The organism is Streptomyces sp. NPDC127106, assembly GCF_042677605.1.
In the GTDB taxonomy this organism is placed as follows: domain Bacteria; phylum Actinomycetota; class Actinomycetes; order Streptomycetales; family Streptomycetaceae; genus Streptomyces.
The window spans coordinates 33,679-57,447 of sequence record NZ_JBHXTC010000029.1; the positions used below are offsets into that span (position 1 = coordinate 33,679).

General features: G+C 72.9%; 23 protein-coding genes. 5 read left to right on the top strand and 18 right to left on the bottom strand.

Features of this window, described 5'->3' with window-relative positions; all coding sequences use genetic code 11:
- The first annotated feature begins 33 nt into the window (after nucleotides 1-33).
- Nucleotides 34-759: a hypothetical protein gene (locus ACFVGY_RS23035; RefSeq protein WP_385680251.1), complete on the top strand. Its 726-nt coding sequence runs from the start codon at nucleotides 34-36 to the stop codon at nucleotides 757-759.
- Here ACFVGY_RS23035 and ACFVGY_RS23040 read toward each other — a convergent pair.
- The 6 genes from ACFVGY_RS23040 to ACFVGY_RS23065 all read right to left on the bottom strand — a co-directional run bounded on the left by ACFVGY_RS23040 (nucleotide 719) and on the right by ACFVGY_RS23065 (nucleotide 7,713).
- Nucleotides 719-2,047: a cytochrome P450 gene (locus ACFVGY_RS23040; RefSeq protein WP_385680253.1), complete on the bottom strand. Its 1,329-nt coding sequence runs from the start codon at nucleotides 2,045-2,047 to the stop codon at nucleotides 719-721. The genes ACFVGY_RS23035 and ACFVGY_RS23040 overlap by 41 nt on opposite strands.
- Before the next feature lie 76 nt (nucleotides 2,048-2,123).
- Complete coding sequence (locus ACFVGY_RS23045; RefSeq protein ID WP_385680255.1) at nucleotides 2,124-2,639, bottom strand: hypothetical protein; 516 nt, start codon at nucleotides 2,637-2,639, stop codon at nucleotides 2,124-2,126.
- A gap of 20 nt (nucleotides 2,640-2,659) precedes the next feature.
- On the bottom strand, nucleotides 2,660-4,102 hold the full coding sequence (locus ACFVGY_RS23050) for an ATP-binding protein (RefSeq protein WP_385680351.1): 1,443 nt from the start codon (nucleotides 4,100-4,102) through the stop codon (nucleotides 2,660-2,662).
- A 17-nt stretch (nucleotides 4,103-4,119) separates the two neighbouring features.
- Nucleotides 4,120-4,806 carry a response regulator gene (locus tag ACFVGY_RS23055; RefSeq protein ID WP_385680257.1) on the bottom strand — a complete coding sequence of 229 codons (687 nt, stop codon included), beginning with the start codon at nucleotides 4,804-4,806 and terminating at the stop codon, nucleotides 4,120-4,122.
- Nucleotides 4,807-4,846: 40 nt separating this feature from the next.
- The gene (gene murJ / locus ACFVGY_RS23060) at nucleotides 4,847-6,559 is read right to left on the bottom strand and encodes a murein biosynthesis integral membrane protein MurJ (RefSeq protein WP_385680259.1); all 1,713 of its coding nucleotides are present in this window, start codon (nucleotides 6,557-6,559) and stop codon (nucleotides 4,847-4,849) included.
- A complete protein-coding gene (locus tag ACFVGY_RS23065; protein WP_385680261.1) occupies nucleotides 6,556-7,713 on the bottom strand; it encodes a lipid II:glycine glycyltransferase FemX in 1,158 nt (385 codons plus the stop codon). The genes murJ and ACFVGY_RS23065 overlap by 4 nt, the downstream gene beginning before the upstream one ends.
- Before the next feature lie 216 nt (nucleotides 7,714-7,929).
- Between ACFVGY_RS23065 and ACFVGY_RS23070 the strand changes: the two genes are divergently transcribed.
- On the top strand, nucleotides 7,930-9,141 hold the full coding sequence (locus tag ACFVGY_RS23070; protein WP_385680263.1) for an Ig-like domain-containing protein: 1,212 nt from the start codon (nucleotides 7,930-7,932) through the stop codon (nucleotides 9,139-9,141).
- Between the two features lie 169 nt (nucleotides 9,142-9,310).
- Nucleotides 9,311-10,906: a CocE/NonD family hydrolase gene (locus ACFVGY_RS23075; RefSeq protein ID WP_385680265.1), complete on the top strand. Its 1,596-nt coding sequence runs from the start codon at nucleotides 9,311-9,313 to the stop codon at nucleotides 10,904-10,906.
- Between the two features lie 2 nt (nucleotides 10,907-10,908).
- Here the strand turns inward: ACFVGY_RS23075 and ACFVGY_RS23080 are convergent, their stop codons facing one another.
- The 10 genes from ACFVGY_RS23080 to ACFVGY_RS23125 all read right to left on the bottom strand — a co-directional run bounded on the left by ACFVGY_RS23080 (nucleotide 10,909) and on the right by ACFVGY_RS23125 (nucleotide 19,251).
- Nucleotides 10,909-11,652, bottom strand: a complete 744-nt coding sequence (locus tag ACFVGY_RS23080; RefSeq protein ID WP_385680267.1) for an amino acid ABC transporter ATP-binding protein — start codon at nucleotides 11,650-11,652, stop codon at nucleotides 10,909-10,911.
- 59 nt (nucleotides 11,653-11,711) lie between these two features.
- Nucleotides 11,712-12,308 carry a histidine phosphatase family protein gene (locus tag ACFVGY_RS23085; protein WP_385680269.1) on the bottom strand — a complete coding sequence of 199 codons (597 nt, stop codon included), beginning with the start codon at nucleotides 12,306-12,308 and terminating at the stop codon, nucleotides 11,712-11,714.
- 58 nt (nucleotides 12,309-12,366) lie between these two features.
- Nucleotides 12,367-12,813 carry a DUF6278 family protein gene (locus ACFVGY_RS23090; RefSeq protein WP_385680271.1) on the bottom strand — a complete coding sequence of 149 codons (447 nt, stop codon included), beginning with the start codon at nucleotides 12,811-12,813 and terminating at the stop codon, nucleotides 12,367-12,369.
- A 58-nt stretch (nucleotides 12,814-12,871) separates the two neighbouring features.
- Complete coding sequence (locus tag ACFVGY_RS23095) at nucleotides 12,872-13,657, bottom strand: exodeoxyribonuclease III (RefSeq protein ID WP_385680273.1); 786 nt, start codon at nucleotides 13,655-13,657, stop codon at nucleotides 12,872-12,874.
- Nucleotides 13,658-13,768: 111 nt separating this feature from the next.
- Nucleotides 13,769-14,401: an MBL fold metallo-hydrolase gene (locus tag ACFVGY_RS23100; RefSeq protein WP_385680275.1), complete on the bottom strand. Its 633-nt coding sequence runs from the start codon at nucleotides 14,399-14,401 to the stop codon at nucleotides 13,769-13,771.
- Nucleotides 14,402-14,537: 136 nt separating this feature from the next.
- Nucleotides 14,538-15,161 (bottom strand): hypothetical protein, encoded by a 624-nt coding sequence (locus tag ACFVGY_RS23105; RefSeq protein WP_385680277.1) that lies wholly within the window; start codon nucleotides 15,159-15,161, stop codon nucleotides 14,538-14,540.
- On the bottom strand, nucleotides 15,158-16,321 hold the full coding sequence (locus ACFVGY_RS23110) for an ROK family glucokinase (protein WP_385680279.1): 1,164 nt from the start codon (nucleotides 16,319-16,321) through the stop codon (nucleotides 15,158-15,160). Before ACFVGY_RS23110 ends, ACFVGY_RS23105 begins: the two co-directional genes overlap by 4 nt.
- A gap of 16 nt (nucleotides 16,322-16,337) precedes the next feature.
- A complete protein-coding gene (locus ACFVGY_RS23115) occupies nucleotides 16,338-17,204 on the bottom strand; it encodes an ATP-binding cassette domain-containing protein (protein WP_385680281.1) in 867 nt (288 codons plus the stop codon).
- Entirely contained in the window at nucleotides 17,201-18,274 is a 1,074-nt protein-coding gene (locus ACFVGY_RS23120; RefSeq protein WP_385680283.1) for an ABC transporter permease, read from the bottom strand. The genes ACFVGY_RS23115 and ACFVGY_RS23120 overlap by 4 nt, the downstream gene beginning before the upstream one ends.
- Entirely contained in the window at nucleotides 18,271-19,251 is a 981-nt protein-coding gene (locus tag ACFVGY_RS23125; RefSeq protein ID WP_385680285.1) for a sugar ABC transporter substrate-binding protein, read from the bottom strand. The genes ACFVGY_RS23120 and ACFVGY_RS23125 overlap by 4 nt, the downstream gene beginning before the upstream one ends.
- 251 nt (nucleotides 19,252-19,502) lie before the next feature.
- On the opposite strand from ACFVGY_RS23125, the gene ACFVGY_RS23130 reads away from it, so the two are divergent.
- The gene (locus ACFVGY_RS23130; protein ID WP_385680353.1) at nucleotides 19,503-20,507 is read left to right on the top strand and encodes a Gfo/Idh/MocA family oxidoreductase; all 1,005 of its coding nucleotides are present in this window, start codon (nucleotides 19,503-19,505) and stop codon (nucleotides 20,505-20,507) included.
- A gap of 105 nt (nucleotides 20,508-20,612) precedes the next feature.
- On the opposite strand, the gene ACFVGY_RS23135 is transcribed toward ACFVGY_RS23130, so the two are convergent.
- Nucleotides 20,613-21,800 carry a cytochrome P450 gene (locus ACFVGY_RS23135; protein WP_385680287.1) on the bottom strand — a complete coding sequence of 396 codons (1,188 nt, stop codon included), beginning with the start codon at nucleotides 21,798-21,800 and terminating at the stop codon, nucleotides 20,613-20,615.
- 127 nt (nucleotides 21,801-21,927) lie between these two features.
- Complete coding sequence (locus ACFVGY_RS23140; RefSeq protein ID WP_385680289.1) at nucleotides 21,928-22,548, bottom strand: dihydrofolate reductase family protein; 621 nt, start codon at nucleotides 22,546-22,548, stop codon at nucleotides 21,928-21,930.
- A gap of 192 nt (nucleotides 22,549-22,740) precedes the next feature.
- Here ACFVGY_RS23140 and ACFVGY_RS23145 point away from each other — a divergent pair.
- Nucleotides 22,741-23,769, top strand: a 1,029-nt coding sequence (locus ACFVGY_RS23145; protein WP_385680291.1) for a serine/threonine-protein kinase, incomplete at its 3' end; no start/stop codon positions are given.

A 23,769-nucleotide genomic window follows, 5' to 3' on the forward strand; every position in this document is an offset into this window, starting at 1 on the left:
CAGGAAGACCCGGTACGGGCTAGCATCCCGCGCATGAACGACGACCTGCGCAACATCGTGCTCGGGGTGGTGGCCACCGCCGTCAGCGGCGGCTTCGGCTGGTTCGCGCGGACCTTCCTGTGGCGCCGCGCGCTGCGCCGCAAACAGGCGCTCTTCGGCCTGCCCACCGGCTCGGACTGCCTGTTCGTGGTCAACCGTAAGCCGGACGCCGATGCGTGGTCGGTACACCGTAACGACGCCTTCGCGCTGCTGGAGATATCGGCCCTGATCAAGGACTGTGGCGCGACCCTCCAGCTCGTCTCCCACGACGAGGTCCGCCAGGGCGTCGGCGAACGCACGGAATTCTGTGTGGGCGGCCCCTCCTCGAACGCCCGGACGGTGGCCCACCTGTCCACCATGCTGCCGGGCGTGCGGATCGGCGCGTTCGAGGAGCCGGAACCGGACCGCCTGGCGATCCACGTCGGAGCAGAGGCGTACCGCTACGACAAGGGCCGGGCGGAGCACGTGCTGCTGGCCCGACTGACGACCGGTCCGGGAACCCGACCGGTGTTCCTGATATCGGGGCAGACGGCGATCAGCAACCAGGCGGGCGCCCGGTACCTGGCCCGCAACCACCGGGAGCTGGCCCGCAAGTACCGGGGGGACTCGTTCTGCGTCGTGCTGAAGGTGACCAACTCCGACGCCTACGGCCCGGACGTGACCGAGCTGCTCGCGGACGTCACCGAGCCGGCCCGGACACCCGCAGCGGCAGCCGCGTGATCCCGTTGATGAAGTTCGACACCAGCCGGCGCGGCGGGCCGGCGAGTTCCGGCGCGGGCATGGCCGCACGCCACTCCTCGTGGAGGACGCGCAGCTGGAGCCGGGCGAAGTGGGCGCCGAGGCAGACGTGCGGGCCGTCCCCGAAGGAGACGTGCGGATTGGGGAACCGGTCGAGGTCGAGGCGGCCGGGATCGGCGAAGACGCGCTCGTCGTGGTTGGCGGAGGCGTGGAAGACCACCACCTTGTCCCCGGCCCGGATCGGCTGACCGGCGAGTTCGGTGTCGACGGCCGCGGTGCGGCGGAAGCTGAGCACGGGCGGGTGGACGCGCAGGAGCTCCTCCACGGCCCGGCCGGCCGGCACCTCCCCGGCGGCCAGCCTGCGGTACGCGTCCGGGGCCTGCGCGAGGGCGAGCAGTCCGCCGGGGGCCGCGCTGCGCACGGTGTCGTTGCCCGCGACGGTGAGCAGGAAGAAGAACATCTCCAGCTCGGCCGGTTCGAGTCCGGCCTCGGCGAGGGAGGTCATCACGTCGTCGCCCGGGTGGCGGCGCTTGTGGGCGGCCAGTTCGCGCGCGTAGCCGAACATCTCGCCCAGCAGCGCCGGTGACCGGGGGTTGAGGGGCGTGCCGTCGGGGCCGCGCAGGGGTTCGGGCGCGTCCTCGGGGTCCTGGTAGCCGATGACCCGTACGGTCCACTCCAGCAGCAGGGCACGGTCGCCGGGCGGGATGCCCAGCAGGTCCGTCAGGTTCAGCAGGGCGTACTCGTCGGTGACGGCGGCGACGACGTCGGCGGCCCCGTCCTCGGCCTTCGCGCGGGCTTCGGCGAGCAGCGTACGGGCCCGCTCCCGGACCCGGGCGGCGAAGGCGTCGACGCGGGCGGGGGTGAAGGCGCGGGAGACCAGGCGGCGCAGCCGGCCGTGGTCCGTAGCGGTCCGCCCGGGCCCGCAGGGCCCGGGGGAAGGGTCCTGGTTGAGCATGGTGCGGCGCAGGAAGGGCAGGTCGGCCGGGTCGGGGTCGCGGATCTGGGTGGCCCCCAGCCAGGAGGAGTAGGTGGTGTGGTCGCGGAGCACGCGGACCACGTCGGCGTGGCGGGTGACCGCCCAGAAGCCGGGTCCGGCCGGCCAGCCCTGGATCTCCGGCTCGTCCTGCCGGGCCACCGGGTGCCGGTCGCGCAGCAGCCGGTAGCCGTCGTGCGGGATGCCCGTGGCGTAGATGCGGGGGTCGAAGACGTCGGGGAGGTCGGCGATGTCGGGGAGGTCGGCTTCGGGCCGCGGGGCGGCGGGGGGATGCATGCGCCCACGGTGGCGGCGCGGGGCGTTCCCCGCAAGAGACCGCGGCTCCGGCAGCTGACCGGCCGGGTGCCTCCGGTCAGAGGACGACGCCCGTGGTGCACTGCTGGGCCTGCAGGACGGTGTCCGTGCCGCGCAGCGCGGCGCGGACGTGCGAGGCGCTGTTGGAGAGCGCGGTGCACACGACCTGGCGGCGGGCGAGTTCCGACAGGCCGCCGACCTTGAACGGGAGCCGCACCTCGATCACGTCCTGCGCGGTGGCGACGACCCGGGTCCCGGTGGCCGTCTTGAAGTCGACGCGGGGCAGCGCGGTCCGCAGCCCGGCGGCCTTGTCCTCCTCGGCGGGGCCCGCGAGCAGCCGGACCAGGCCGACGTCCAGCCCGTCCCCCGCGTACGCCACCTGCGGGGTGGCGAGGAGCCGGTCTTCGGGGTCGACGAAGTACACGAGCGGCCGTGCGGCGGGCGCGGCCACGGTCACCTTGGCGGGGGCGCCGCTCTCGACGACCCCGGTGGGCTTGATCCCGCAGCCGGCGAGCACCGTGCAGGCGAGCAGGGCGGGGAGTCCGGCGGCGGCCGCCGGGCGCGTCCGGGTCACGCTCCTCGTCACGCTCCTGGTCACGCGTCGGCCTCCAGCGGCATGTCGATGGTGAACACGGCTCCCCCGGCGGGCCCGTTCGCGGCGCGCAGGGTCCCGCCGTGCAGGCGGACGTTCTCCAGGGTGATGGCGAGGCCGAGGCCGCTGCCCGCGGAACGGGTGCGGGCGGCGTCGGCCTTGAAGAACCGGTCGAAGATGTGCGGCAGCACCTCGGGGGCGATGCCGGGCCCGCTGTCGGCGACCTCGATCAGGAGCCGGGGCCCGCCCGGCCGGGGTTCGGTCCGCACGGTGACGCGGACCGGGGCGCTGCCGTGCCGCAGGGCGTTGCCGACGAGGTTGGCGAGGACCACGTCGAAGCGGCGGGGGTCGAGCCGGGCGCGGACCTGCCGCGGCAGGTCGGTGACGACGCGTTCGTCGTCCCAGTGGCGGCGCTCCAGGGACTTGCGGACGGCTTCGGCGGCGTCGACGTCGTCGAGGTTGAGCTCGGCGGCGCGGGCGTCGAAGCGGGAGATCTCCATCAGGTCCTCGACGAGGACGGCGAGTTTGCCGGTCTCGGCGCTGATCAGGCGGAGGGCGGCGGCCGTGTCGGGGTCGAGGCGCTCGGCGTCCTCGTCGAGGACCTCGGTGACGGCGAGCATCCCGGCGAGCGGGGTGCGCAGTTCGTGGGAGACGTCGGAGGCGAAGCGCCGCGCCCGGGTCTCGGCCTCCCGCAGTTCGCTCACGGACCGTTCGAGGGCGCCGGCGGTCTCGTTGAAGGTGCGGGCGAGTCCGGCGAGTTCGTCGGCGCCGCGGACCTCGATCCGGGTGTCGAGGCGGCCGCGGCCCAGGTGCTCGGCGGCCGAGCGCATGTCCCGTACGGGGCGCAGCACGCTGCGGGCGGCGAGGAGCGCGGGGACGACGGCGATGGCGAGGCCGGGTACGGCGCCCTGTTTGGCGGCTTCGACCATGGCCTCCACGGTCTGGCGCTCGGTGACCAGCGGCATGGTGGCGAAGACGACGAGGCCGGTGGGCCGGCGGACGCCCTGGCGTTCGAAGACGGCGGGCATCCCGACGGCGACGAACGGGGCGCCGCTGTCGTCGACGACCCGCTGGAAGGCGCCGTGCGGGTTCTTGCCGACCTGCCGGCGGAGCTGGTCGGTGACCACGGTGGAGACGGGGTCGCCGAAACTGGAGGCGCGCAGGCTGCCGTACTCGGCGAAGACGGTCCAGGGGTGCGGTTTGCCGCGCTTGCCGAGCTCGCTCACGATGCGCTGGAGCTGCGGCTGGTCCATCGGCAGGGTGACGGACTGGCTCTCGACCAGGTCGCGCAGCGTGCTGACGGCGGTGTCCTGGCTCTGCTTGAGGACGGCGTTGCGGGCCTGCTGGTAGGTGAGGGCGGCCGTGCTCACCGCGCTGATCGCGGCGACCAGCAGGAAGGCCGCGATCAGCCGGGTGCGCAGCCCGAGGGGGGCGATGCGTGCGATGCGTCCCACCGGGGTGCCTACAGGGGGCCGAAGCGGTAGCCGAAGCCGCGGACGGTCTGGATGTAGCGGGGGGCCGCGGCGGGGTCCTCCAGCTTGTGGCGCAGCCGGCGGACGCAGGCGTCCACGAGCCGGGCGTCGGCGTGGTAGCTGTGCTCCCACACGTACTCCAGCAGTTGCTGGCGGGAGAAGACCTGCTCGGGCGAGGCGGACAGGTGCAGCAGCAGTTTGAGCTCGCTGGGGGCGAGGGGGACGCGTGCGCCGTTCCTGGCGACGGTCAGGCCGGCGCGGTCGATGGCGAGCTCCGCGTGGAACTCCACCCCGGGCCGGGCGGCGGTCGCGGTGTCGCCGAGGCGGCGCAGGACGGCCTTGATACGGGCCTCGATGACCTCGGTGCGGGCGGGTTTGACGATGTAGTCGTCGGCCCCGGCCTCCAGGCCGACGACGATGTCGAAGTCGTCGCCGCGGGCGGTCAGCATGATGATCGGGACCTGGCTGGTCTCGCGGATCCGGCGGCAGACCTGCACCCCGTTGATGCCGGGGAGCATGAGGTCGAGCAGTACCAGTTCCGGGCGGAAGCTCCCCATCAGGGCGAGGCCGGCCTCGCCGGTGTCGGCGGCGCTCACCTCGTGGCCCCGGCGGCGCAGGCCCAGGCCCACCCCCTCCCGTACGGAGGGGTCGTCCTCGATCAGCAGTACGCGTGGCATCCGGTCGTGTCCAAGGGTGGTGGTGGTCGGTGTCCCCCGGCTAGCGGCGGCCGGTCCGGCGCCGCAGGGAGCGCAGCAGATCGGTGATCCCGGTCAGGCGCAGCGGCCCGGCGAGGAGGACGACGACGAGGGCGATCACTGCGGTTCCCGCTCCGGCCGCGGTGAGGTCGCCGAGGCCGTACCGGTCGGCGACGCGGGCGGCCGCGTACCCGGCGGCGGCGGCCGGCAGGGCGGCGGCGAGCAGCCGCAGGTGGGTGCCGAGCGCGGTGGCGGGGTCCGCTGCGGGGTCCGCTGCGGGGCCGCTCCGGCGCGGGCCGAGCCGGCGGGCGAGGACGTACGCGGTGAGGGCGAGGCCGGCGAAGAGCGCGACGGTGTAGGCGGCGGCCATGCCGGTGACGGACCAGCGCGGGGGCAGCAGCAGGTAGGCGGCGGCGGAGAGTCCGGCGTTCAGCCCGGCGATGACCAGGTTGAGGAAGAACGGGGTCCGGGTGTCGGAGAGGGCGTAGAAGCCGCGCGAGAGGACGTACTGGCCGGAGAAGGCGATCAGGCCGGGGGCGAACGCGACGAGCATGCCCGCCATGACCTCGATGTCGGCGGCGCCGGTGCGGCCGTACCCGAAGACGCTGCCCATCACCCAGGGGGCGAGGGCGGCGAAGAGCGCTGCGGCCGGAACGACGAGGGCGGCGCTGGAGCGCAGCGCGTACGACACGTCGCGGCGGACCGCGGCGAGGTCGCCGTCGGTGGCGGCGGCGCTCATCCGGGGCATGAGGGCGGTCACGAGGGAGACGGTGATGATGCCCTGCGGGACGATCCACAGCTGGTAGGCGTTGCTGTAGGCGGTGTAGCCGGCGCCGCCCGCGAGGCCGGCTTCCACGGCCTGCCGGCCGGCGGTGGTGGACAGGCGGGTCACGACCCAGTAGCCGATCTGGTTGGTGAACACGAGCATGACCAGCCAGCCCGCGTTGCGCAGCGGCCGGGCCATGCCCTGGCCGCGCCAGTCGAAGCGGGGGCGCCAGCGGAAGCCGGCGGCGCGCAGGGAGGGTATGAGGGCGAGGGCCTGGACGACGATGCCGGCGGTGGTGCCGAGGCCGAGGAGCCGGGTCTCGCCGGCGGTGAGCCCCTGTGCGCCGTGGTGCGAGAGGTACAGGAAGAGGCCGAAGACGCCGATGATGACGAGGTTGTTGAGGACCGGGGTCCACATCATCGCGCCGAACCGGCCACGGGCGTTCAGCACTTGCCCGAGCAGGGTGAACAGGCCGTAGAACAGGATCTGCGGGAGGCAGTAGCGGGCCAGGGCCACGGTGGTGCTCGCCTGGCTGCCGGTGTACGGGGTGTACGCGGCCACGATCAGCGGCGCGGCCAGCACGGCGACGGCGGTGAGCAGCACGAGCACGGTCGTGCAGGCGGTCAGCAGCCGGTCGGTGTAGGCGGCGCCGCGGTCCTGGTGCTCCTTGGCGGCGCGGACCAGCTCGGGCACGAAGACGGCGTTGAGGGCGCCGCCGACGAGCAGCATGTAGAGGATGTTCGGGACGGTGTTGGAGACGGCGTAGGCGTCGCCGAGCAGCCCGGTGCCGAGCGCGGCGACGACGACGGCGGAGCGGACGAACCCGGTGGCGCGGGAGACGATCGAGCCGGCGGCCATCAGCGCTCCGCTGCGCAGCACCGAGGTCGTGGGGGCTGCGGCGGCGGGCGTGGTGTGGTGCGCGCCGGCGGCGCTGGCCGCGGCATCGGCGGCGGGTGCGGCGGCCGTCACCGGCGGGCCAGGTAGGCCTGGAAGGCCTTGTAGAACGCCGTGTTGGCGTATCCCTCCAACGGTATCTCCCACTCTCCGAGCGTTTCGACGACGTGTCCGCCGGTACCGAGCTTCCAGCGCAGCAGTCCGAATGAGCGTTCGGCGGGGTCAAGAGTGGAGGGTATCCCGCGCATGTCGTATTCGTCCGCTCCGAGGGCGTGTGCGTCGCGCATCATGTGCCACTGCAGGGCGTTGCTGGGGCGCACCTCGCGGCGGTGGTCGGCGGAGGCGCCGGTCTGGTACCAGACCCGGCGACCGGCGGTGATCATGGTGTGGGCGGCGAGGACCTCGCCCTCGTGGACGGCCAGGTAGAGCCGCATCCGGCCCGGGGCCTCGGCGTTGAGTGCCGCGTACTGCTGCTCGTAGTACGCCAGGGAGCGGCCGAGCCGGAAGCCGTCGCGTTCCTCCGTGACGCCCAGCAGCCGGTGGAACTCGGGCAGGTCGGCGGCGGTCCCGAGGACCACCCGGACACCGGATTTCTCGGCCTTGCGCACGTTGCGCCGCCACTCCTGGTTGAGCCCGGACCACAGGTCGTCCACGGTGCGGCCGGCCAGCGGGACGCGGAAGACGTGGCGGGGCTGGGCGTCGCCGTCGTCCTCGCCGCCGCAGCGCCGCCAGCCCCGGGTGCGCAGCCGGTCGGCGAGTGCGGCACCGACCGGGTCGACCTCGGCGGCCAGGACGTCCGACAGCCGCCGACCGGGGCCGGCGGCGGCCTTGAGGGTGGCGGCCTCCCAGCGGCGGTAAGCGGGAGAGGGCCCGATCCGCACGGCGAAGGCGCCGGCCGCGCGCAGGTGGCGCAGCAGCGGGGTGAGCCAGCGATCGAGGTCCGGGTCGGCCCAGTCCGCGACGGGGCCCTCGGGGAGGTAGGCGAAGTATTTCCGGGTGCCGGGGAATTGGCGGTAGAGCACGAGCGCGGCTCCGGCGATTTCCCCGTCGGGGTGGTGCCATCCGACCGTTTCCGAGCGCCACAGGTCCTTTACCCCGGCCCAGGACGGGTACTGCAGAAAGCTTGCATTCCGGTTCCGGTCGAGGAAGGCACGGTATTCGGCCGCCGTCAGGGAGCGGGTCTCCAGCTCCCGCTTCCGGTGGGCGGGGGTCGCGAGCAGTGCGCACACGGCGGATCGGCCTTCCTGTACGTCCGGGGCGGGATGCACAGGAGCCTCACAGGCGTCCGTGACGGACCTGCGCGGCGTTCGTGACCGAATGATGACCGTTTCGCTGCGGTCCGTGTCACAAGCGGAAAGTCAGATCTTTTCCGCGGTTTACGCAACCTAGAGTCGCCCTGTCCGCATCTCCCAATCCGGACGACCGTTGCTTTGGAGGGGTTTTCGTTGAGCCGCACACGCCGTTTCGCACACCGCCGCCACGCCATGCTGGCGGGCACCGCACTCATGGCCGCAGCGCTGACCGCCTGCACGGGCGGCTCCGGTGGGGGCGACAAGGCCGACGGCGCGGCGGACCCGAAGAACCAGCCGCCCATGGCGATCTCCGTGAACCTCACGGGCGACCAGGCCAAGCCCGGCGAGCCGGTGAAGGTCACGCTCACCGCGGGCAAGTTCGCCCAGGTGAAGGTGTCCGACGGCAAGGGCGGCGAGCTGCCCGGGAAGATAGCCGACGACGGCCGGACCTGGACCTCGGAGCGCAACGCGGCGCCCGGCACGGACTACAAGGTCGAGGCGCAGGACACGAACAGCCAGAACGCGAGCGCCCAGTTCAAGACCGCGGCCGCGGACAAGGTGAACAAGGTCTCGATCGTCCCCGGCAAGGGCTCCACGGTGGGCGTGGCCCAGCCCGTCTCGCTGGTCTTCGACAACCCGGTGAAGAACAAGGCCGAGGTGGAGAAGCGCCTGAAGGTGACCACCTCGAACAACACCGAGGGCTCCTGGGGCTGGGTCAAGGACCACGCCGGCAACGACCGCGTGGACTGGCGGCCGAAGGAGTACTGGAAGTCGGGCACCGAGGTCAAGGTCGAGATGAGCCTGAACGGCGTGGACTCCGGCCAGGGCGGCGGTTACTTCGTGCGCGACTACGACACCAACTTCAAGATCGGCAAGGACCGCAGGCTGCAGGTCGACCTCGACAGCAAGAAGATGTCGGTGGTCGAGGACGGCCAGACCGTGAAGACGATCCCGGTCTCGGCAGGCACGCCCGGCGGCAAGAAGGCCTCCTGGTCCGGGAAGATGGTGCTGATGACCAAGGAGGGCACCATCCGGATGGACTCCCAGACCGTCGGGCTGGGCGACTCCTACGACAAGTTGGTCGACTACTCGATGCGGGTGACCTGGTCGGGCATGTACATCCACGCCGCGCCGTGGAACGCCGGAAACTTCGGCCGGGCCAACGCCAGTTCCGGCTGCGTGGGGATGAGCGACTCCGACGCGAAGTGGCTGTTCGACTCGTCCCAGGTCGGCGACGCGGTCGAGGTGACGGGGAACGGCTCCAAGGGCAAGGCGGACATCGGCAACGGGTACGGCGAGTGGAACCTGTCCTGGGACGAGTGGAAGGCCAAGAGCGCGCTGAACGGCGCCCCGCAGAACGGCTGACCAGGGACGACCGTTCCACCGGGGCCGACAGGGCCGCCGCGTCCGCCGCGATCTCACGGGGAATTCGATCAATCGTTACCCTCGCGTAACTTACTGATGGGTTACCTGAGGTAAGCAACTCCCGTTACCGTCGGGTCACTTCGACGTAGGCGCATGCGAGGAGCCCACGATGGTCCGCACCCCCACCGCGGCGGCCGTGGCTGCTGCCCTGACCGTGGCCGCCCTGGGGCTGACCCCCCAGCAGGCCCGGGCGGCGGCACCGGCCCCCTCCCCCACCGACCCTTCCGCCGCGGCGTCAGCGGCCGTGCCCGGGCTCACCTTCCACGACATCCCGGGGTCGGGCGGCATCACCCTCAAGGGCAACGTGTTCGCCCCGGCCGGCGCCGGGGCGGGCCGGACGTACCCGCTGATCGTGCTGCCCGGCAGCTGGGGCATGCCGCAGATCGAATACATCGCCCAGGCGAAGAAGCTCGCCGACTCGGGCTACGTCGTGGTCAGTTACGCCTCCCGCGGTTTCTGGCTCTCCGGCGGGCAGATCGAGGTGGCCGGCCCGCCGGACGTCGCCGACGTCTCCGCCGTCATCGACTGGGCGCTGGCCCACACCCCCGCCGACGCCGGCCGCATCGGCGTGGGCGGGGTCTCGTACGGGGCGGGCATCAGCCTGCTCGCCTCCGCACACGACCCGCGGATCACGACCGTGGTGGCGCTCAGCGGCTGGGCCGACCTCATCGAGTCCATCTACTCCGGCCGCACCCAGCACCTCCAGGCCGCCGGCCTGCTCGGCGCCGTCGGCCGCGCCACCGGCCGCCCGGGCCCCGAACTCGACAAGATCCTCGCCGACTTCATGAGCTCCCGCCTGGACCGGGAGCACGAGATGATCGAGTGGGGCCGGGTGCGCTCGGCCTCGGAGCAGGTCGACCGCATCAACGCCAACGGCACCGCGGTCATGCTGGGCAACGCCTGGGGCGACACCATCTTCCCGCCCAACCAGTACGCCTCCTTCTTCGAGAAGCTGACCGGTCCCAAGCGGCTGGAGTTCCGCCCCGGCGACCACGCCACCGCCGAGGGCACGGGCCTGCTCGGCCTGCCCAACGACACCTGGACCAACGCCCGCCGCTGGTTCGACCGCCACCTCAAGGGCGAGCGCAACGGGGTGGACACCGAGGCCCCGGTGCAGATCAAGTCCCGCAGCGCCGGCGGCTACGAGGGCTACGCGGACTGGAAGTCGGTCGGCGCGGCCGCCACCGAGAAGCTCGCGCTGAACGACACCGAGCACCTCTTCACCGGCGTCAACACCGGGGCCGACGGCGGCGTCGTCCTCCTCTCCAGCGCCCTGGACCAGTTCGTCAAGATCCCGCCGACGGCGTCCATCCCGCTGCTGCCGCGCACCTTCGCCGCCGTCTGGCAGTCGGAGCGGTACGGCAGCGACAAGCAGGTCCGCGGCACGGCGCGACTGCACACCACCGTCACGCCCACCAAGGCCGACGGCACCTTCGTCGCGTACCTCTACGACGTGGGCCCGCTCGGCATCGGCAAGCTGGTCACCCACGCCCCGTACACCTTCCACGGCAAGACCCCTGGTCGCTCCTTCGGCGTGGACCTGGACCTGTTCTCGACGGCGTACGACGTCCCGGCCGGCCACCGGCTGGCCCTCGTCATCGACACCGTCGACCCCCTCTACGCGGAGTACAACCCCTTCGGCGCCCAGCTCACCTTCACCTCCCCCGCCACCGACCCGTCGTACGTGGCGGTCCCCCTGCGCTGAGCTCAGTGCTTGAGGATCTTGGAGAGGAAGTCCTTGGCGCGGTCGCTCGCGGGAGCGGTGAAGAACTCCTCCGGCGAGCGGTCCTCGACGATCGTGCCGTCGGCCATGAAGACGACGCGGTTGGCGGCGGAGCGGGCGAAGCCCATCTCGTGGGTGACCACGACCATGGTCATGCCCTCCGCCGCCAGCTGCCGCATGACCTCCAGCACCTCGTTGATCATCTCTGGGTCGAGGGCGGAGGTGGGCTCGTCGAAGAGGAGCGCCTTGGGGTCCATGGCCAGGGCGCGGGCGATGGCCACCCGCTGCTGCTGGCCGCCCGAGAGCTGCGCGGGGAACTTCGCGGCCTGGTCGGCGAGGCCGACGCGCTCCAGCAGCTCCCGGGAGCGCCGGTCGGCCTCCGCCCTGCCGCGCTTCCTGACCTTGACCTGCGCGAGCGAGACGTTGGCGAGGACCGTCTTGTGCGCGAAGAGGTTGAAGGACTGGAAGACCATCCCGACCTCGGCGCGCAGCGCGGCCAGGTCCTTGCCCTCGGCGGGCATCGGCTGGCCGTCGAGGGTGATCGTGCCCGACTCGACGGTCTCCAGCCGGTTGATGGTCCGGCACAGGGTCGACTTGCCGGAGCCGGACGGGCCGATGACCACCACCACCTCCCCGCGGCCGACGGTGAGGTTGATGTCCTTCAGGACGTGTAGCTGCCCGTAGTGCTTGTTCACGTCCCGCAGCTCGATCAGCGGTTCGACGGCCATGCCCGCCCCCTTGGTCGTGTGCCGAGGCCAGGCTCAACTATCCGGGCAACGGCCGCACTTCACCCGTCGACACGCCCGGGGCCGGGCGCACCGGGGGCGGCTTCCGCCGGCACCCAGTCCGCGGGGAGGGTGTAGTGCCAGCCCTCCCGCCAGTCGAACGGTGCGTCCACCAGGTCCTCGATCGAGGCCCCGCGCAGGAGGCAGTCGAGCGCCCACTTGTTGGCCGAGTGGGAGATGAGGAGGACGCGCTGACCGCCCCGGGCGGCGGCCAGGTCGCGGAGGAAGTCGGCGGTGGCCTCGATGACCTGCCGGTAGCTCTGGCCGCCGGGGAAGGGGGTGTCGACGTGCCGGGCGCGGCGGCCGGCCAGATCGGCCACCGGGCGGCCGTTCAGGGTGCCGTAGTCGCATTCCCGCAGCCGCGGGTCGCGGTGCACGGGGACGGGGCTGCCGGCGAAGGCGATGTCGGCGGTCTCCACCGCCCGGTGCAGGTCCGAGACGAAGACGGCCGCGAGACCGTCGTCCCGGCGGCGTTCGCCGAGCTCGGCGGCGAGGCGCCGGCCCGCCGCGGAGAGCCTGCCGGGCAGCAGGCCGGTGGCGATGCCCCGTTCGTTGTCCTCGGTGAGCGAGTGGGTCTCGAAGACGATGTCGACGGCCATACGGTCTCCGTTCCGGTTCCGGTTCCGGTCGGCGGCTCCGGTGATCGGTTCCCGGGGTCTAGAAGCCTTCGGAGGCTTCGGCGTAGGCCTGGGAGAGTTCGGGGGATCCCGTCATCGCCCAGGACACCCCGGACTCCACCACGTTCAGCTCCCGACCCGAGGCCAGGAGGATCACCGGCTGCCCGTCCGGGCGCACCTGCCAGCCCGCACCCGGGCGGGTCCGGATGATCACCGTGCCGAGGTAGAGGCCGGCGTCGTTGCCGAGCCACGGCACGAGCTCGGGGTCCCGGCGCCAGCGCGGCATCAGCTGGTCCAGCGCCTCCAAGGAGGCCGGGGTCTCGTCGAGTTCGAGTCCGGCCGCGCGGGCCTGGACGCGCAGCATCTCGCACTCCGAGAACAACTCGCTGACGCCTTCGGGGTCCTGCGCGAGGGCGGCGGCGAGTCCCGCACCACCCCGTTCCGTGTCGTTCCGGTTGAGCCAGTGGTCCAGGAAGGGGATGTTCATGCCGCCCAGCCTGGCACCGCGGCGCCCTGCTGGCCACAGGGCGCGCCTGAATCCGCCGTTACGCGTCGAGGTCGAGATCCACAACGACGGGGGCGTGGTCGGAGGCGCCCTTGCCCTTGCGCTCCTCGCGGTCCACGTAGGCGTCCTTGACGGCCTTGGTGAACGGCCCGTTGCCGTACACCAGGTCGATGCGCATGCCGCGGTTCTTGGGGAAACAGAGCTGGCGGTAGTCCCAGTACGTGTACGGGCGGTCGTACTTCAGCGGGCGGGGCACCACGTCCGACAGGCCGGCGGCGCGCAGTGCCTCCAGGGCGGCCCGCTCGGCGGGGGTGACGTGGGTGAGGCCCGCGAAGGCCGCCACGTCGTAGACGTCCTCGTCGGTGGGGGCCACGTTGAAGTCGCCGAGCACCGCGAAGGGCCGGGGGCCGGCGGCGTCCTCGGCGACGGCGGTGGTCAGAGCGCCGAACCAGTCCAGCTTGTAGCCGTAGTGGTCGTGCTCGACCTCGCGGCCATTGGGCACGTACACCGACCACAGGCGGACGCCGCCGCAGGTCGCGGAGATCGCCCGGGGCTCCTGCACGCCCTCGTAGTCGGGCCCGCCCGACAGGCCCGCGACCACGTCCTCCAGACCGACCCGGGAGATCAGGGCGACGCCGTTCCACCGGCCGGTGGCGTTGACGGCCGCCTCGTACCCCAGCTCGCGCAGCTCGTCGAAGGGGAACTGCTCGGCGGTGCACTTGGTCTCCTGGACGCAGAGCACATCGGTGCCGGAGGACTCCAGCCAGGCCAGCAGCCGCGGCAGCCGGGCGGTGATCGAGTTGACGTTGAAGGTGGCGATACGCATACCAGACAACCTACCGCCCGGCGCCGACACCCGGCCGACGCACGGAGGCCGGCGCACGGAGGCCTGCGCACGGAGGCCTGCGCTCAGCGGGCGGCGCTCAGAGGGCGGCGCTCAGAGGGCGGCGCTCTCGCCTGCTGCCATCCGGCTGTGCGGCGCTCCGCCCAGGTTCTCCAGGGCCGTGTCGTAGATGGGCCGGGCGATGTCGGAGAGGTAGGCATCGTGGATGTCGATGGCACGGACCGGCTTGACCTCGCGGACGTAGTCGATCACTTCCGCGACCTTGTTCCACGGGGCGTGCACGGGGAGCATCAGCGTCTCCACCGGGGTGCCGGGGACGGTCAGCGCGTCGCCGGGGTGGAAGAGGGAGCCGTCGACGAGGTAGCCGACGTTGGTGACCCGGGGGACGTCGGGGTGGATCACGGCGTGGAGCTCGCCGTGCACCTGCACCTCGAAGCCGGCCGCGGTGAAGGCGTCGCCGTCGCCCACGGTGTGCACGCGGCCCGGGTAGGCGGGCGCGAGGCGGTCCGCGACGCTGCGCAGGGTCCACAGTCCGGCGGCGGGGTTGGCGTCGAGGGCGGCCCGCAGCCGTCCCTCGTCGAAGTGGTCCGGGTGCTCGTGCGTGACGAGCAGGACGTCGGCGCCGAGGCCCGCGTCGGGCTCGCTGAAGGCGCCGGGGTCGATGACGAGCACGCGCCCGTCCTTCTCCAGCTGGACGCAGGAGTGCAGCCGCTTGGTGAGCTTCATGATCCCAGGCTAAGCGGCCTCGGGGAAGTGGGGTGCGTTTCCGCGGCAACGCGGCGAGGTGCCGTGCCCGGCGGCGCGGAGACGTGCCCCACGTCCCCGAGGCCGCTCGGCGGCCAGCGCCCGCCGGGCCCGGCGGCTACGGGACGGCGGTGGAGACCACGTAGACGCGGGGCTTGGCCGGGTCGGTGAGGTCGACGGTGACGTCGCGGGTGGGGCGCGGCGCGGGCTGCCCCAGGGTGATCCCGTACCAGCTGTTGGACGGGCCCCAGCTCCAGCCGGCGACGGCGGCGTCGTGCGCGGAGACGGAGACCTCGGGGGTCAGCGCGGAACGGCTGGTGCCGAGGCTTTCGAGGAAGGCGTCCAGCTCGGCCGGGGTGACGGCGAACTGCACGTACAGCCGGCTGGTGTGCCAGTTGTTGGTCTCCAGGAAGCCCACCCGCCAGGCCTTGAGCGGGATGGGGACGTCGTAGATGCTGCGCTGCACCCGGGAGGGCCAGCCGGGCCGCACCTTGGTGGCGCCGACCTTGGCGGCCTTGTCGCGGCCACTGGCGCGGCTCTGCTGGGCGGACACGGCGAGGTAGCCGGCGGGCACGCCGATCAGCAGCAGGATGATGACGGCGGTGATCCACCGGCGCCGGACGACGTGCTTGCGGTCCTCGGCCGGGGTCGGCGCGGTCGGCGTGCTCGGCGCGGTCGGCGCGGTCGGCGGCGCCACCTCGTCGGGGGCGGACGCCTGGCGGGGCAGGGTGGGGGGTGTCACTGCTTCTTTTCCTGGTCCTCGGGGCGTGGGGTGACGCGCCGGCCCAGCTGCGCGTAGCGCTCGTACCGCTCGACGCGGCGGCGCGTGGCGCGGCGGAAGCGGCGGGCGACGAGCCGGGCGAGGTCGGCGGCGCCGACCATACCGGCCTCGGGTCCGAGCTCGGCCTTGGTGATGCGGGCCTCGGGCCGGTAGCCGCGGCCGGTGAGGTGGCGTCGGAAGGCTTCCCGGGCGGGGCCGATCAGCAGGTCGTCGGCGGCGCTGACACCGCCGCCGATGACGAAGCAGGAGGGGTCGAGGGCGGCGGCGAGGTTGGCGATGCCCACCCCGAGCCACTGGCCGATGTCCTCGAGCAGCTCGACGCACATGGCGTCGCCCTCGCGGGCGAGCTCGGTGATCAGAGGTCCGGTGATCTCGGGGATGTTGCCGCCGACCCGGGCGATGATGTTGTGCGCGACCGGGGAGTCGGCGGCGGCCAGCTCGCGGGCCTCGCGCACCAGGGCGTTGCCTGAGCTGTACTGCTCCCAGCAGCCGCGGTTGCCGCAGGGGCAGCGGTGGCCGCCGGGCACGACCTGCATGTGCCCGAACTCGCCGGCGACGCCGAACCTGCCCCGCTTGACCTGGCCGCCCTCCAGGATGGCGCCGCCGATGCCGGTACCGAGGGTGATCATGACGAGGTGGTCCTCGCCGCGGCCGGCTCCGAAGCGCCATTCCGCCCAGGCGGCGGTGTTGGCGTCGTTGTCGACCATGACGGGGACGGCGAGGCGGGACTGCAGGGCGTCGCGCAGCGGCTCGTCGCGCCAGGCCAGGTGGGGGGCGAAGAGGACGCGGGAGCGGTCGGCGTCGACCCAGCCGGCCGCACCGATGCCCACGGCGTGGACGTCGTGCCGGTCGGACAGGTCCAGCACGAGCTCGACGATGGTGTCCTCGACGACCTTGGGGCTCTTGGACTTGTCGGGGGTCTCGGTGCGGATCTTCTCCAGGATCACGCCGTCGGCGTCGACGACGCCCGCCATGACCTTGGTGCCGCCGATGTCGATGCCGACGGTGGGGACGCGCGGGGCGGTCAGGTGCGACCGGCGCTCACGGGTCCCGATGGTCCGCAGGACGGTGCCCCGCGCCGACCCCCGGTGGGAGAGCGTGAAGTCCCGGTACGTGCTCATCGAGTCGTGTCGTCCCTCAGGGTGCGGTGGTGCCGTGTGCGGTGCCGTCTGCGGCGGGGTCGGATGCGGGGTGCCGGTCCGATTCTGCCACCCGCTCCAGCTCGTGACTCAGCTCGTCCAGCTCGGAGCCGCCGGCCATCTGCCGGGTGAGCTCGTCGAGGGTGATCGAGTCGCGGGTGTGACTGCCCGCCATGGTGCCCCGCTTGAGCAGGACGAAGCGGTCCCCGACCAAATGGGCGTGGTGCGGGTTGTGGGTGATGAGGACCACGCCGAGGCCGGCGTCGCGGGCGGCCGCGACGTACTTGAGGACGACCCCGGACTGCTTGACGCCGAGGGCGGCGGTGGGCTCGTCGAGGACGAGGACCTTCGCGCCGAAGTGGACGGCGCGGGCGATGGCCACGCACTGCCGCTCGCCGCCGGACAGGGTGCCGATCGGCTGGTCGACGTCGCGCAGGTCGATGCCCATGCGCAGCAGCTCGGCGCGGGTGGTCGCGCGCATGAGGTCCACGTCGAGGCGGCGGAAGGGGCCGCGGCCCCGGGTGGGCTCGGAGCCGAGGAAGAAGTTCCGCCAGACGGGCATGAGCGGGACGACGGCGAGGTCCTGGTAGACGGTGGCGATGCCGAGGTCGAGGGCGGCGCGCGGGTTGGCGAGGACGGTCTCCTCGCCCTCGATCTCGAAGGTGCCGGCATCGTGCCGGTGCAACCCCGCGATGATCTTGATGAGGGTGGACTTGCCCGCGCCGTTGTCGCCGAGGACGCAGGTGATCTCGCCCGCGGAGACCTCCAGGGAGACGTCCTGGAGCGCGCGGATGGTGCCGTAGTGCTTGCTGACGCCGGTCAGCTTCACGAGGGGCGTGCCCGTGTTCGCCCGTGCCGTGCTCATGCCCGTGCCTCCGCCCGCTTGCGGACCCATGCGTTGAGGAGCACGGCCAGCAGCAGCATCGCGCCCAGGAAGAACTTGAACCAGTCCGGGTTCCACTGGGCGTAGACGATGCCGTTGCTCGTCATGCCGAAGATGAAGGCGCCGACGGCCGCGCCGATCGCGGATCCGTAGCCCCCGGTCAGCAGGCAGCCGCCGATGACGGCCGCGATGATGTACAGCAGCTCGTTGCCGACGCCCTCGCCGGACTGGACGACGTCGTACGAGAAGAGGATGTGCTGGCCGGAGATCCAGGCGCACAGGGCGACGCCCATGTAGAGGCCGATCCGCGTCTTCACGACCGGGACGCCGACGGCACGGGCCGCGTCCGCCGCCCCGCCGACCGCGAAGACCCAGTTCCCGGCGCGGGTGCGCAGCAGGATCCAGGTGGCGACGGCGACCAGGGCGATCCACCACAGGACGGTGACCTTGAGGGTGACCTCGCCGACGGTCCACTGGGAGGCGAAGAGCGCGCGGGCGGAGGGGAAGCCCTCCATGTCGGAGATGCGCTTGGTGGAGACAGTGCCGCTGATCAGCTTGGTGAAGCCGAGGTTGAGGCCCGTGAGCATCAGGAAGGTGCCGAGCGTGATGATGAAGCTCGGCAGCTTCGTGCGGGTCAGCATGAACCCGTTGAAGAAGCCGATGGCCAGGGTGACCAGCAGGGACACCCCGACGCCGACCCACACGTTGGCGGTCATCTGGTAGCTGGACATCGAGCTGACCAGGGCCGCGGTGGTGACCATGACGCCGGCGGAGAGGTCGAACTCGCCGCCGATCATCAGCAGCGCCACCGGGACCGCCATGATCCCGATGGTGGAGGCCGCGTACAGGATCGTGCTGAGGCTGGAGGCCTGCAGGAAGCTGGGGGCGGCGAAGGAGAAGAAGACGAAGACGGCGGCGGCGCCGACGACCGCGCCCAGCTCGGGGCGGCCGAGCAGGCGGCGCAGCAGGGAGGAGGGCGCGAGCCGCTCGTCGCCGGAGCCGCCCGGGGCGGGCGCCGGGCCGGGGGCCGGGGAGGGGGCGAGGGTGGTCATCGGCTGCCCCGCTTGATGTACTCCTCCAGCTCGGCGGCCTCGGCGCCGGTCACGATCTGCGGGCCGGTGAGCACCGGGCGGCCGCCGCCGAGCACGTCCGCGTTGTAGCGGTAGAGCCACAGCAGGTCGACGGCCTCGTAGCCCTGGAGGTAGGGCTGCTGGTCGACGGCGAAGCCGAGGGCGCCGGACCTGAGGTCGCGGGCGACGGACTCGTTCAGGTCGAAGGTGTCCACCTCGGCCTTGCTGCCCGCGGCCTCCTTGGCCTTGACGGCGGTCGGTGCGAAGGGGGCGCCGAGGGTGAGGATCGCGTCGACGGACGGGTCGGCCTGGAGCTTCGCCTGGACGGCGGCCTGGACGGAGGGCATGTTGGTGCCCTCGACGTACAGGTTCTCCATCGTGCCGCCGAAGGTCTTCTTCGCCCCGGCGCAGCGCTGCTCGTGGCCGACGTTGCCCTGCTCGTGCAGGACGCAGACGGCCTTGGTGCGGCCGCGCTTGGTCAGCTCGGTGCCGACGGCCTCGCCCGCCACCTGCTCGTCCTGGCCGATGTGGGTCAGGGCGCCGTACTCCGCCGACTGCGCGGAGCCGGAGTTGACGGTGACCACCGGGATGCCGGCCTTGACGGCCTTGCCGATCACGTCCTTGAGGGCCTCGGGCTTGGCCAGGCTCACGATGATGCCGTCGACCTTCTGGTCGATGGCGTTCTGCACGAACTGGGCCTGCTGCTGCGCCTGGTCGTCGTGGGCGTAGACGAAGTTGATGTTGTCCTTGGCGGCTGCTTCCTTGGCGCCCTTCTGGACGATGTCCCAGAAGGTGTCGCCGTCGCCCGCGTGGGTGATCATCGCGAAGGTCCAGCGGGGGGTGGACACGGCGGGCCGGCCCGCCGCGGCGGCCTTCGCCCGCTCCTCGGCGCGTTTGCCGCCCGTGCTGCTGCAGCCCACGAGGGAGGCCCCCAGTACCGCCGCGAGCACGGCGCCCACGACGCGTACCCCTGTCCCTGTCCTGGCCACGTCTGCGTGCCCTTCCCTCGTGCCGTGCTCGTCCGCGCACCGTTGCGCTGCGCGCTGCTCTGCCGCGTCCGCCGATATCAAAGCGGTCATTCCGGTTTCAGCCGCCCAGTATCCGCCACAGGGGCGCATGTGAGGTCATCGGGGGCTTCCCGACGCCCGCGCACCCTTCTGCTGCCACCATGCGGATTGACAGCCTCCGCCGGGCGGTCCAGGTTGAGTGCATGCGCATCGGGCTGATCGGAACGGGACGGATCGGCTCCTTCCATGCGGCGGCGCTGGCCCGCCACCCGGACGCCGGCTCGCTGCTGCTCGCCGACGCCGATCCCGCGCGCGCCGTCCGGCTCGCCGACCGGCTGGGAGCCACGGCCGCGCCGTCCGTGGACCAGATCTTCACCTGGGGCGTGGACGCCGTCGTCGTGGCCTGCTCCACCGACGGGCACGCCGAGTTGGTGCTGCGGGCCGTCCGCAGCAGGCTGCCCGTCTTCTGCGAGAAACCGCTGGCCGCCGACCTGCCCCGGACCCTGGCGGTGCTCCGCGAGGTGGCCGCCGCGGACGGGGTGCTCCAGCTGGGCTTCATGCGCCGCTTCGACGCGGGCTACCGTACGGCGCGGGAGCTGGTCCGCTCCGGGGCACTGGGCCGGTTGCACACCGTACGGACGATGACGGCCGATCCGTCGCCGCCGCCCGCCGCGTACCTGGCCACGTCCGGGGGCCTGTACCGGGACTGCCTGGTCCACGACTTCGACATGGTCCGCTGGGTGACCGGGCGGGAGGTCGCGGACGTGTACGCGACCGGCTCGGACGCGGGTCCGCCCCGGTTCCGCGAGGTGGGTGACGTGGACACGGCGGCGGCCTTGCTCACCCTGGACGACTCCACCCTGGTGACCTGTACGGGCACGCGGTGCAACGGGGCCGGGTACGACGTGCGGATGGAGCTGGCCGGGGAACTGGACCAGGTCTCCTCCGGGCTGGACGACCGTACGCCGATCGCCTCGACGGAACCGCACGGCCCGCCCCCGGCCCCCAAGCCGTGGACGGGGTTCCTGGAACGGTTCGGCCCCGCGTACGAGGCCGAGCTCACGGCCTTCGTCCGGCTGGTCCGCGGCGAGGGACCCAACCCCTGCGACGGCCGGGAGGCGCTCGCCGCGCTGCGGGTGGCGGAGGCCTGCGAGCTGTCGCGGCGGGAACGACGCCGGGTGGCCCTGGCGGAGCTGCCGGACCTGTGACGGCCGGACGTGTGACGGCCGGGGCTGTGGCGACCGGACGTGCGACGGCCGGACCTGTGACGGCCGGAACCGTGACGGCCGTAGCTGTGCGGGCATGGGCAGCGGCTACCAGCGCACCGGAAGCCGGGTCACGCCCCGCATCAGGCTGCCGCCGATCCAGGCCGGCGGCCCGGCGTCGGGGTCCTCGGCCAGGCCGGGGAACCGCTCCAGCAGTGCGCGGATCGCGATCCGGCCCTCCATCCGGGCCAGCGGGGCGCCGAGGCAGAAGTGCAGGCCGTGGCCGAAGGCGAGGTGGCCCTGCGGGGCGCGCCGGATGTCGAAGGCGTCCGGGTCGGGGAAGCGGCGGGGGTCGCGGTCGGCTGCGGCCAGCGAGACGAGGACGGTGGCCCCGGCCGGGATGGTGGTCCCGCCGAGATCCACTTCCCGGCGGGCGTAGCGGTACGTGGCGTTCTGGACGGGGCCGTCGTAGCGGAGCATCTCCTCCACCGCCCCGTCGAGGAGGCCGTCGTAGTCGGCGCGCAGGTCGGCGAGCTGGGCGGGGTGGGCGAGCAGGGCCCGGACGCCGTTGGCGACGAGGTGGACGGTGGTCTCGTGGCCGGCGACCAGCAGCAGGAAGGCCATGCCGATCAGCTCGTCCGGGGAGAGCGAGTCGCCGTCCTCGTCCCGGGTCCGGATCAGGGCGCTGAGCAGGTCCTCGCCGGGCTCCTCGGCCTTGCTGGCGAGGAGCTCCCCGAGGTACGAGCTGAGCTCCCGGTGGGCCCGGGTGTCCGGGGTGTCGCCGGAGGGGGCGACGACCTCCTTGGACCAGTAGGAGAAGCGGGCCCGGTCCAGGTCGGGGACGCCGAGCAGCTCGCAGATCACCGTCATGGGCAGCGGGAAGGCGACGGCCTCGACGAGGTCGGCGGTGCGCTGGGGGCGGGCGGCCATCGCGTCGACGAGCTCGTCGGTGACCTGCTGGACGCGGGGGCGCAGCGCCTCGACGCGGCGGGTGGTGAACTCGCGGGCGACCAGGCGCCGCAGCCGGGTGTGCCGGGGCGGGTCGGACTCCAGCATGTTGAGGTTGGCCGCGGTGCGGGCCACGTCCGGCAGGCTGCTGCTCCAGTCCTTGGCCAGGTCCGGGTGGTTCAGTGCCTGCCGGGCCTCCTCGTGGCCGACGACGATCCAGCCCGGCGCGTACTCGGGCGCCGAGACCCCGACGGGGTGGACGGGACCGGCGGCCCGCAGCCCGGCGTAGAAGGGGTACGGGTCGGCCTGGAAGTCCGGGGAGTTCCCGCTGATGTCCGGTTGAGGCATGTGGCCACCCTACGGCGGCAGTTGATCCTCTGGCCCGGCGCTTTCCGGTCACTCCGCGGGCCCGGCCGCGGCCCGTTCAGGAGGCTGCGGGGTCGGCGGCGCGGCGGCCCGCCCGCCCTCCTCCGCGTCAGTCGAAGGTGCCGAAGGTGGCACGGCCCTTCGGGCGGTAGGTGTGGATGGCGATCCCGTTCGGGGTCGTGCGCGAGGAAACCAGCTCGCAGGCAGTCGGCAGCCCGCCGGTGGGGAACAGGCGCTGTCCGCCGCCCAGGTAGACGGGGAACACCATCAGGTGCATCTCGTCCACCAGGTCCCGCGCCAGCAGCCACTGCGCGAGCAGTCCGCTGCCGTGCACCTGGAGCTCCTTGCCCTCCTCCAGGCCGTCCTTGACGCGCATGATCTCGCTCTGCGGCTCCTCCCCGTCGACGACGGTGGTCCCGGCCCACTCCGGGTCCTTCAGGGTGGTCGAAGCGACGTACTTCGGCAGGCTGTTCAGCCGGCTCGCGATCTTGTCCGCCGGGTCGGTCTTCTGCGGCCAGTACGCGGCGAAGATCTCGTACGTCCGGCGCCCGAGCAGGAACGCCCCGGCCCGGTCGAAGTTCTCGTCGACGAACGCGCCCGCGGCGTCGTCGAAGAAGGGCACCACCCAGCCGCCGTACGCGAAGCCGCCCCGGCGGTCCTCGTCGGGCCCGCCGGGGGCCTGCATCACACCGTCGAGGGTGAGGAAGGTGGTGAGGGTCAGCTTGCCCATGGCTCTGCGCTCCTGGATCGCGGTCGGTGTCGGCTGCTGCTGCCGTTGCACCGGTTCAGACTCCCGCTCCGCCCCGGACTCATCGCCGCGGCGCGCACGGACTCCCGTCGGATTCCCGCCGCCGCCCGCCGCTTAAGCTCTCTCGTTGATCAGTTCATCTACTGATCGGCAGACCGTAGGGGGAGAAGACCCATGAAGAGCGCGGCCGAGATGTTCCAGCCGCTCGAGGCGGACGATCCGCAGGTGGTGGCCGGCTACCGACTAGCGGCCCGGCTGGGCGCGGGCGGCATGGGGCGGGTCTACCTGTCGCACACCCGGGGCGGCCGTCCGGTGGCGCTCAAGGTGGTCCGGCCAGAGCTGGCCGGGGACCCCTCCTTCCGGCGGCGCTTCCACCGGGAGGTGGAGGCGGCGCGCCGGGTGCGGGGCGCGTACACCGCCGAACTGATCGACGCCGACGCCGAGGGCACCCCGCCCTGGCTGGCCACGCTGTACGTGCCCGGCCCCTCGCTCACCGAGGCCGTCGCCCGGCGCGGACCGCTGCCGGTGCCGGCCGTGCTGTGGCTGGTGGCGGGCGTGGCCGAGGCGCTGCAGGTCATCCACGACGCGGGGATCGTGCACCGCGACATGAAGCCGTCGAACGTGCTGCTGGCCGCCGACGGGCCCCGCGTGATCGACTTCGGCATCTCGCTGGCCTCGGGCATCACCCGCCACACGACCACCGGCGCGGCCGTCGGCACACCGACCTACATGGCTCCCGAGCAGGCGTCCGGGGACGAGGTCACGGCGGCCACCGACGTGTTCGCGCTCGGGCAGACGGCGGCGTTCGCGGCCTTGGGGCGGCCGCTGTACGGGGACGGCCCCTCGCTCAGCGTGCTGTACCGGATCGTGAACGAGGCGCCCGACCTGGACGAGCTGCCGGAGGCGTTGCGCCCGCTGATCGGCCGGTGCCTGGCCGCCGATCCGGCGGACCGGGCCACCCCGGCGGAGATCGTGGAGCACTGCCGGAAGCTACTGGGCACCGACGCCGACGAGGGCGGCGGCCCCGCCGTGTGGCGGGAGGTCGCGGGACCGGAGGTGGAGGTCCCGGCGCCGGTCGCGGAGCCCACCCCGGTCCGTACGCTGTCGGGGGCCCCCCGGCCCGGGGGGGCGCCCGCCGCCCCCGGGGCCGGCGGCCGCGCCGCGGGGGGCGGCGCGCCCGCCCCGCCCGCGCGCGGGGGGCGC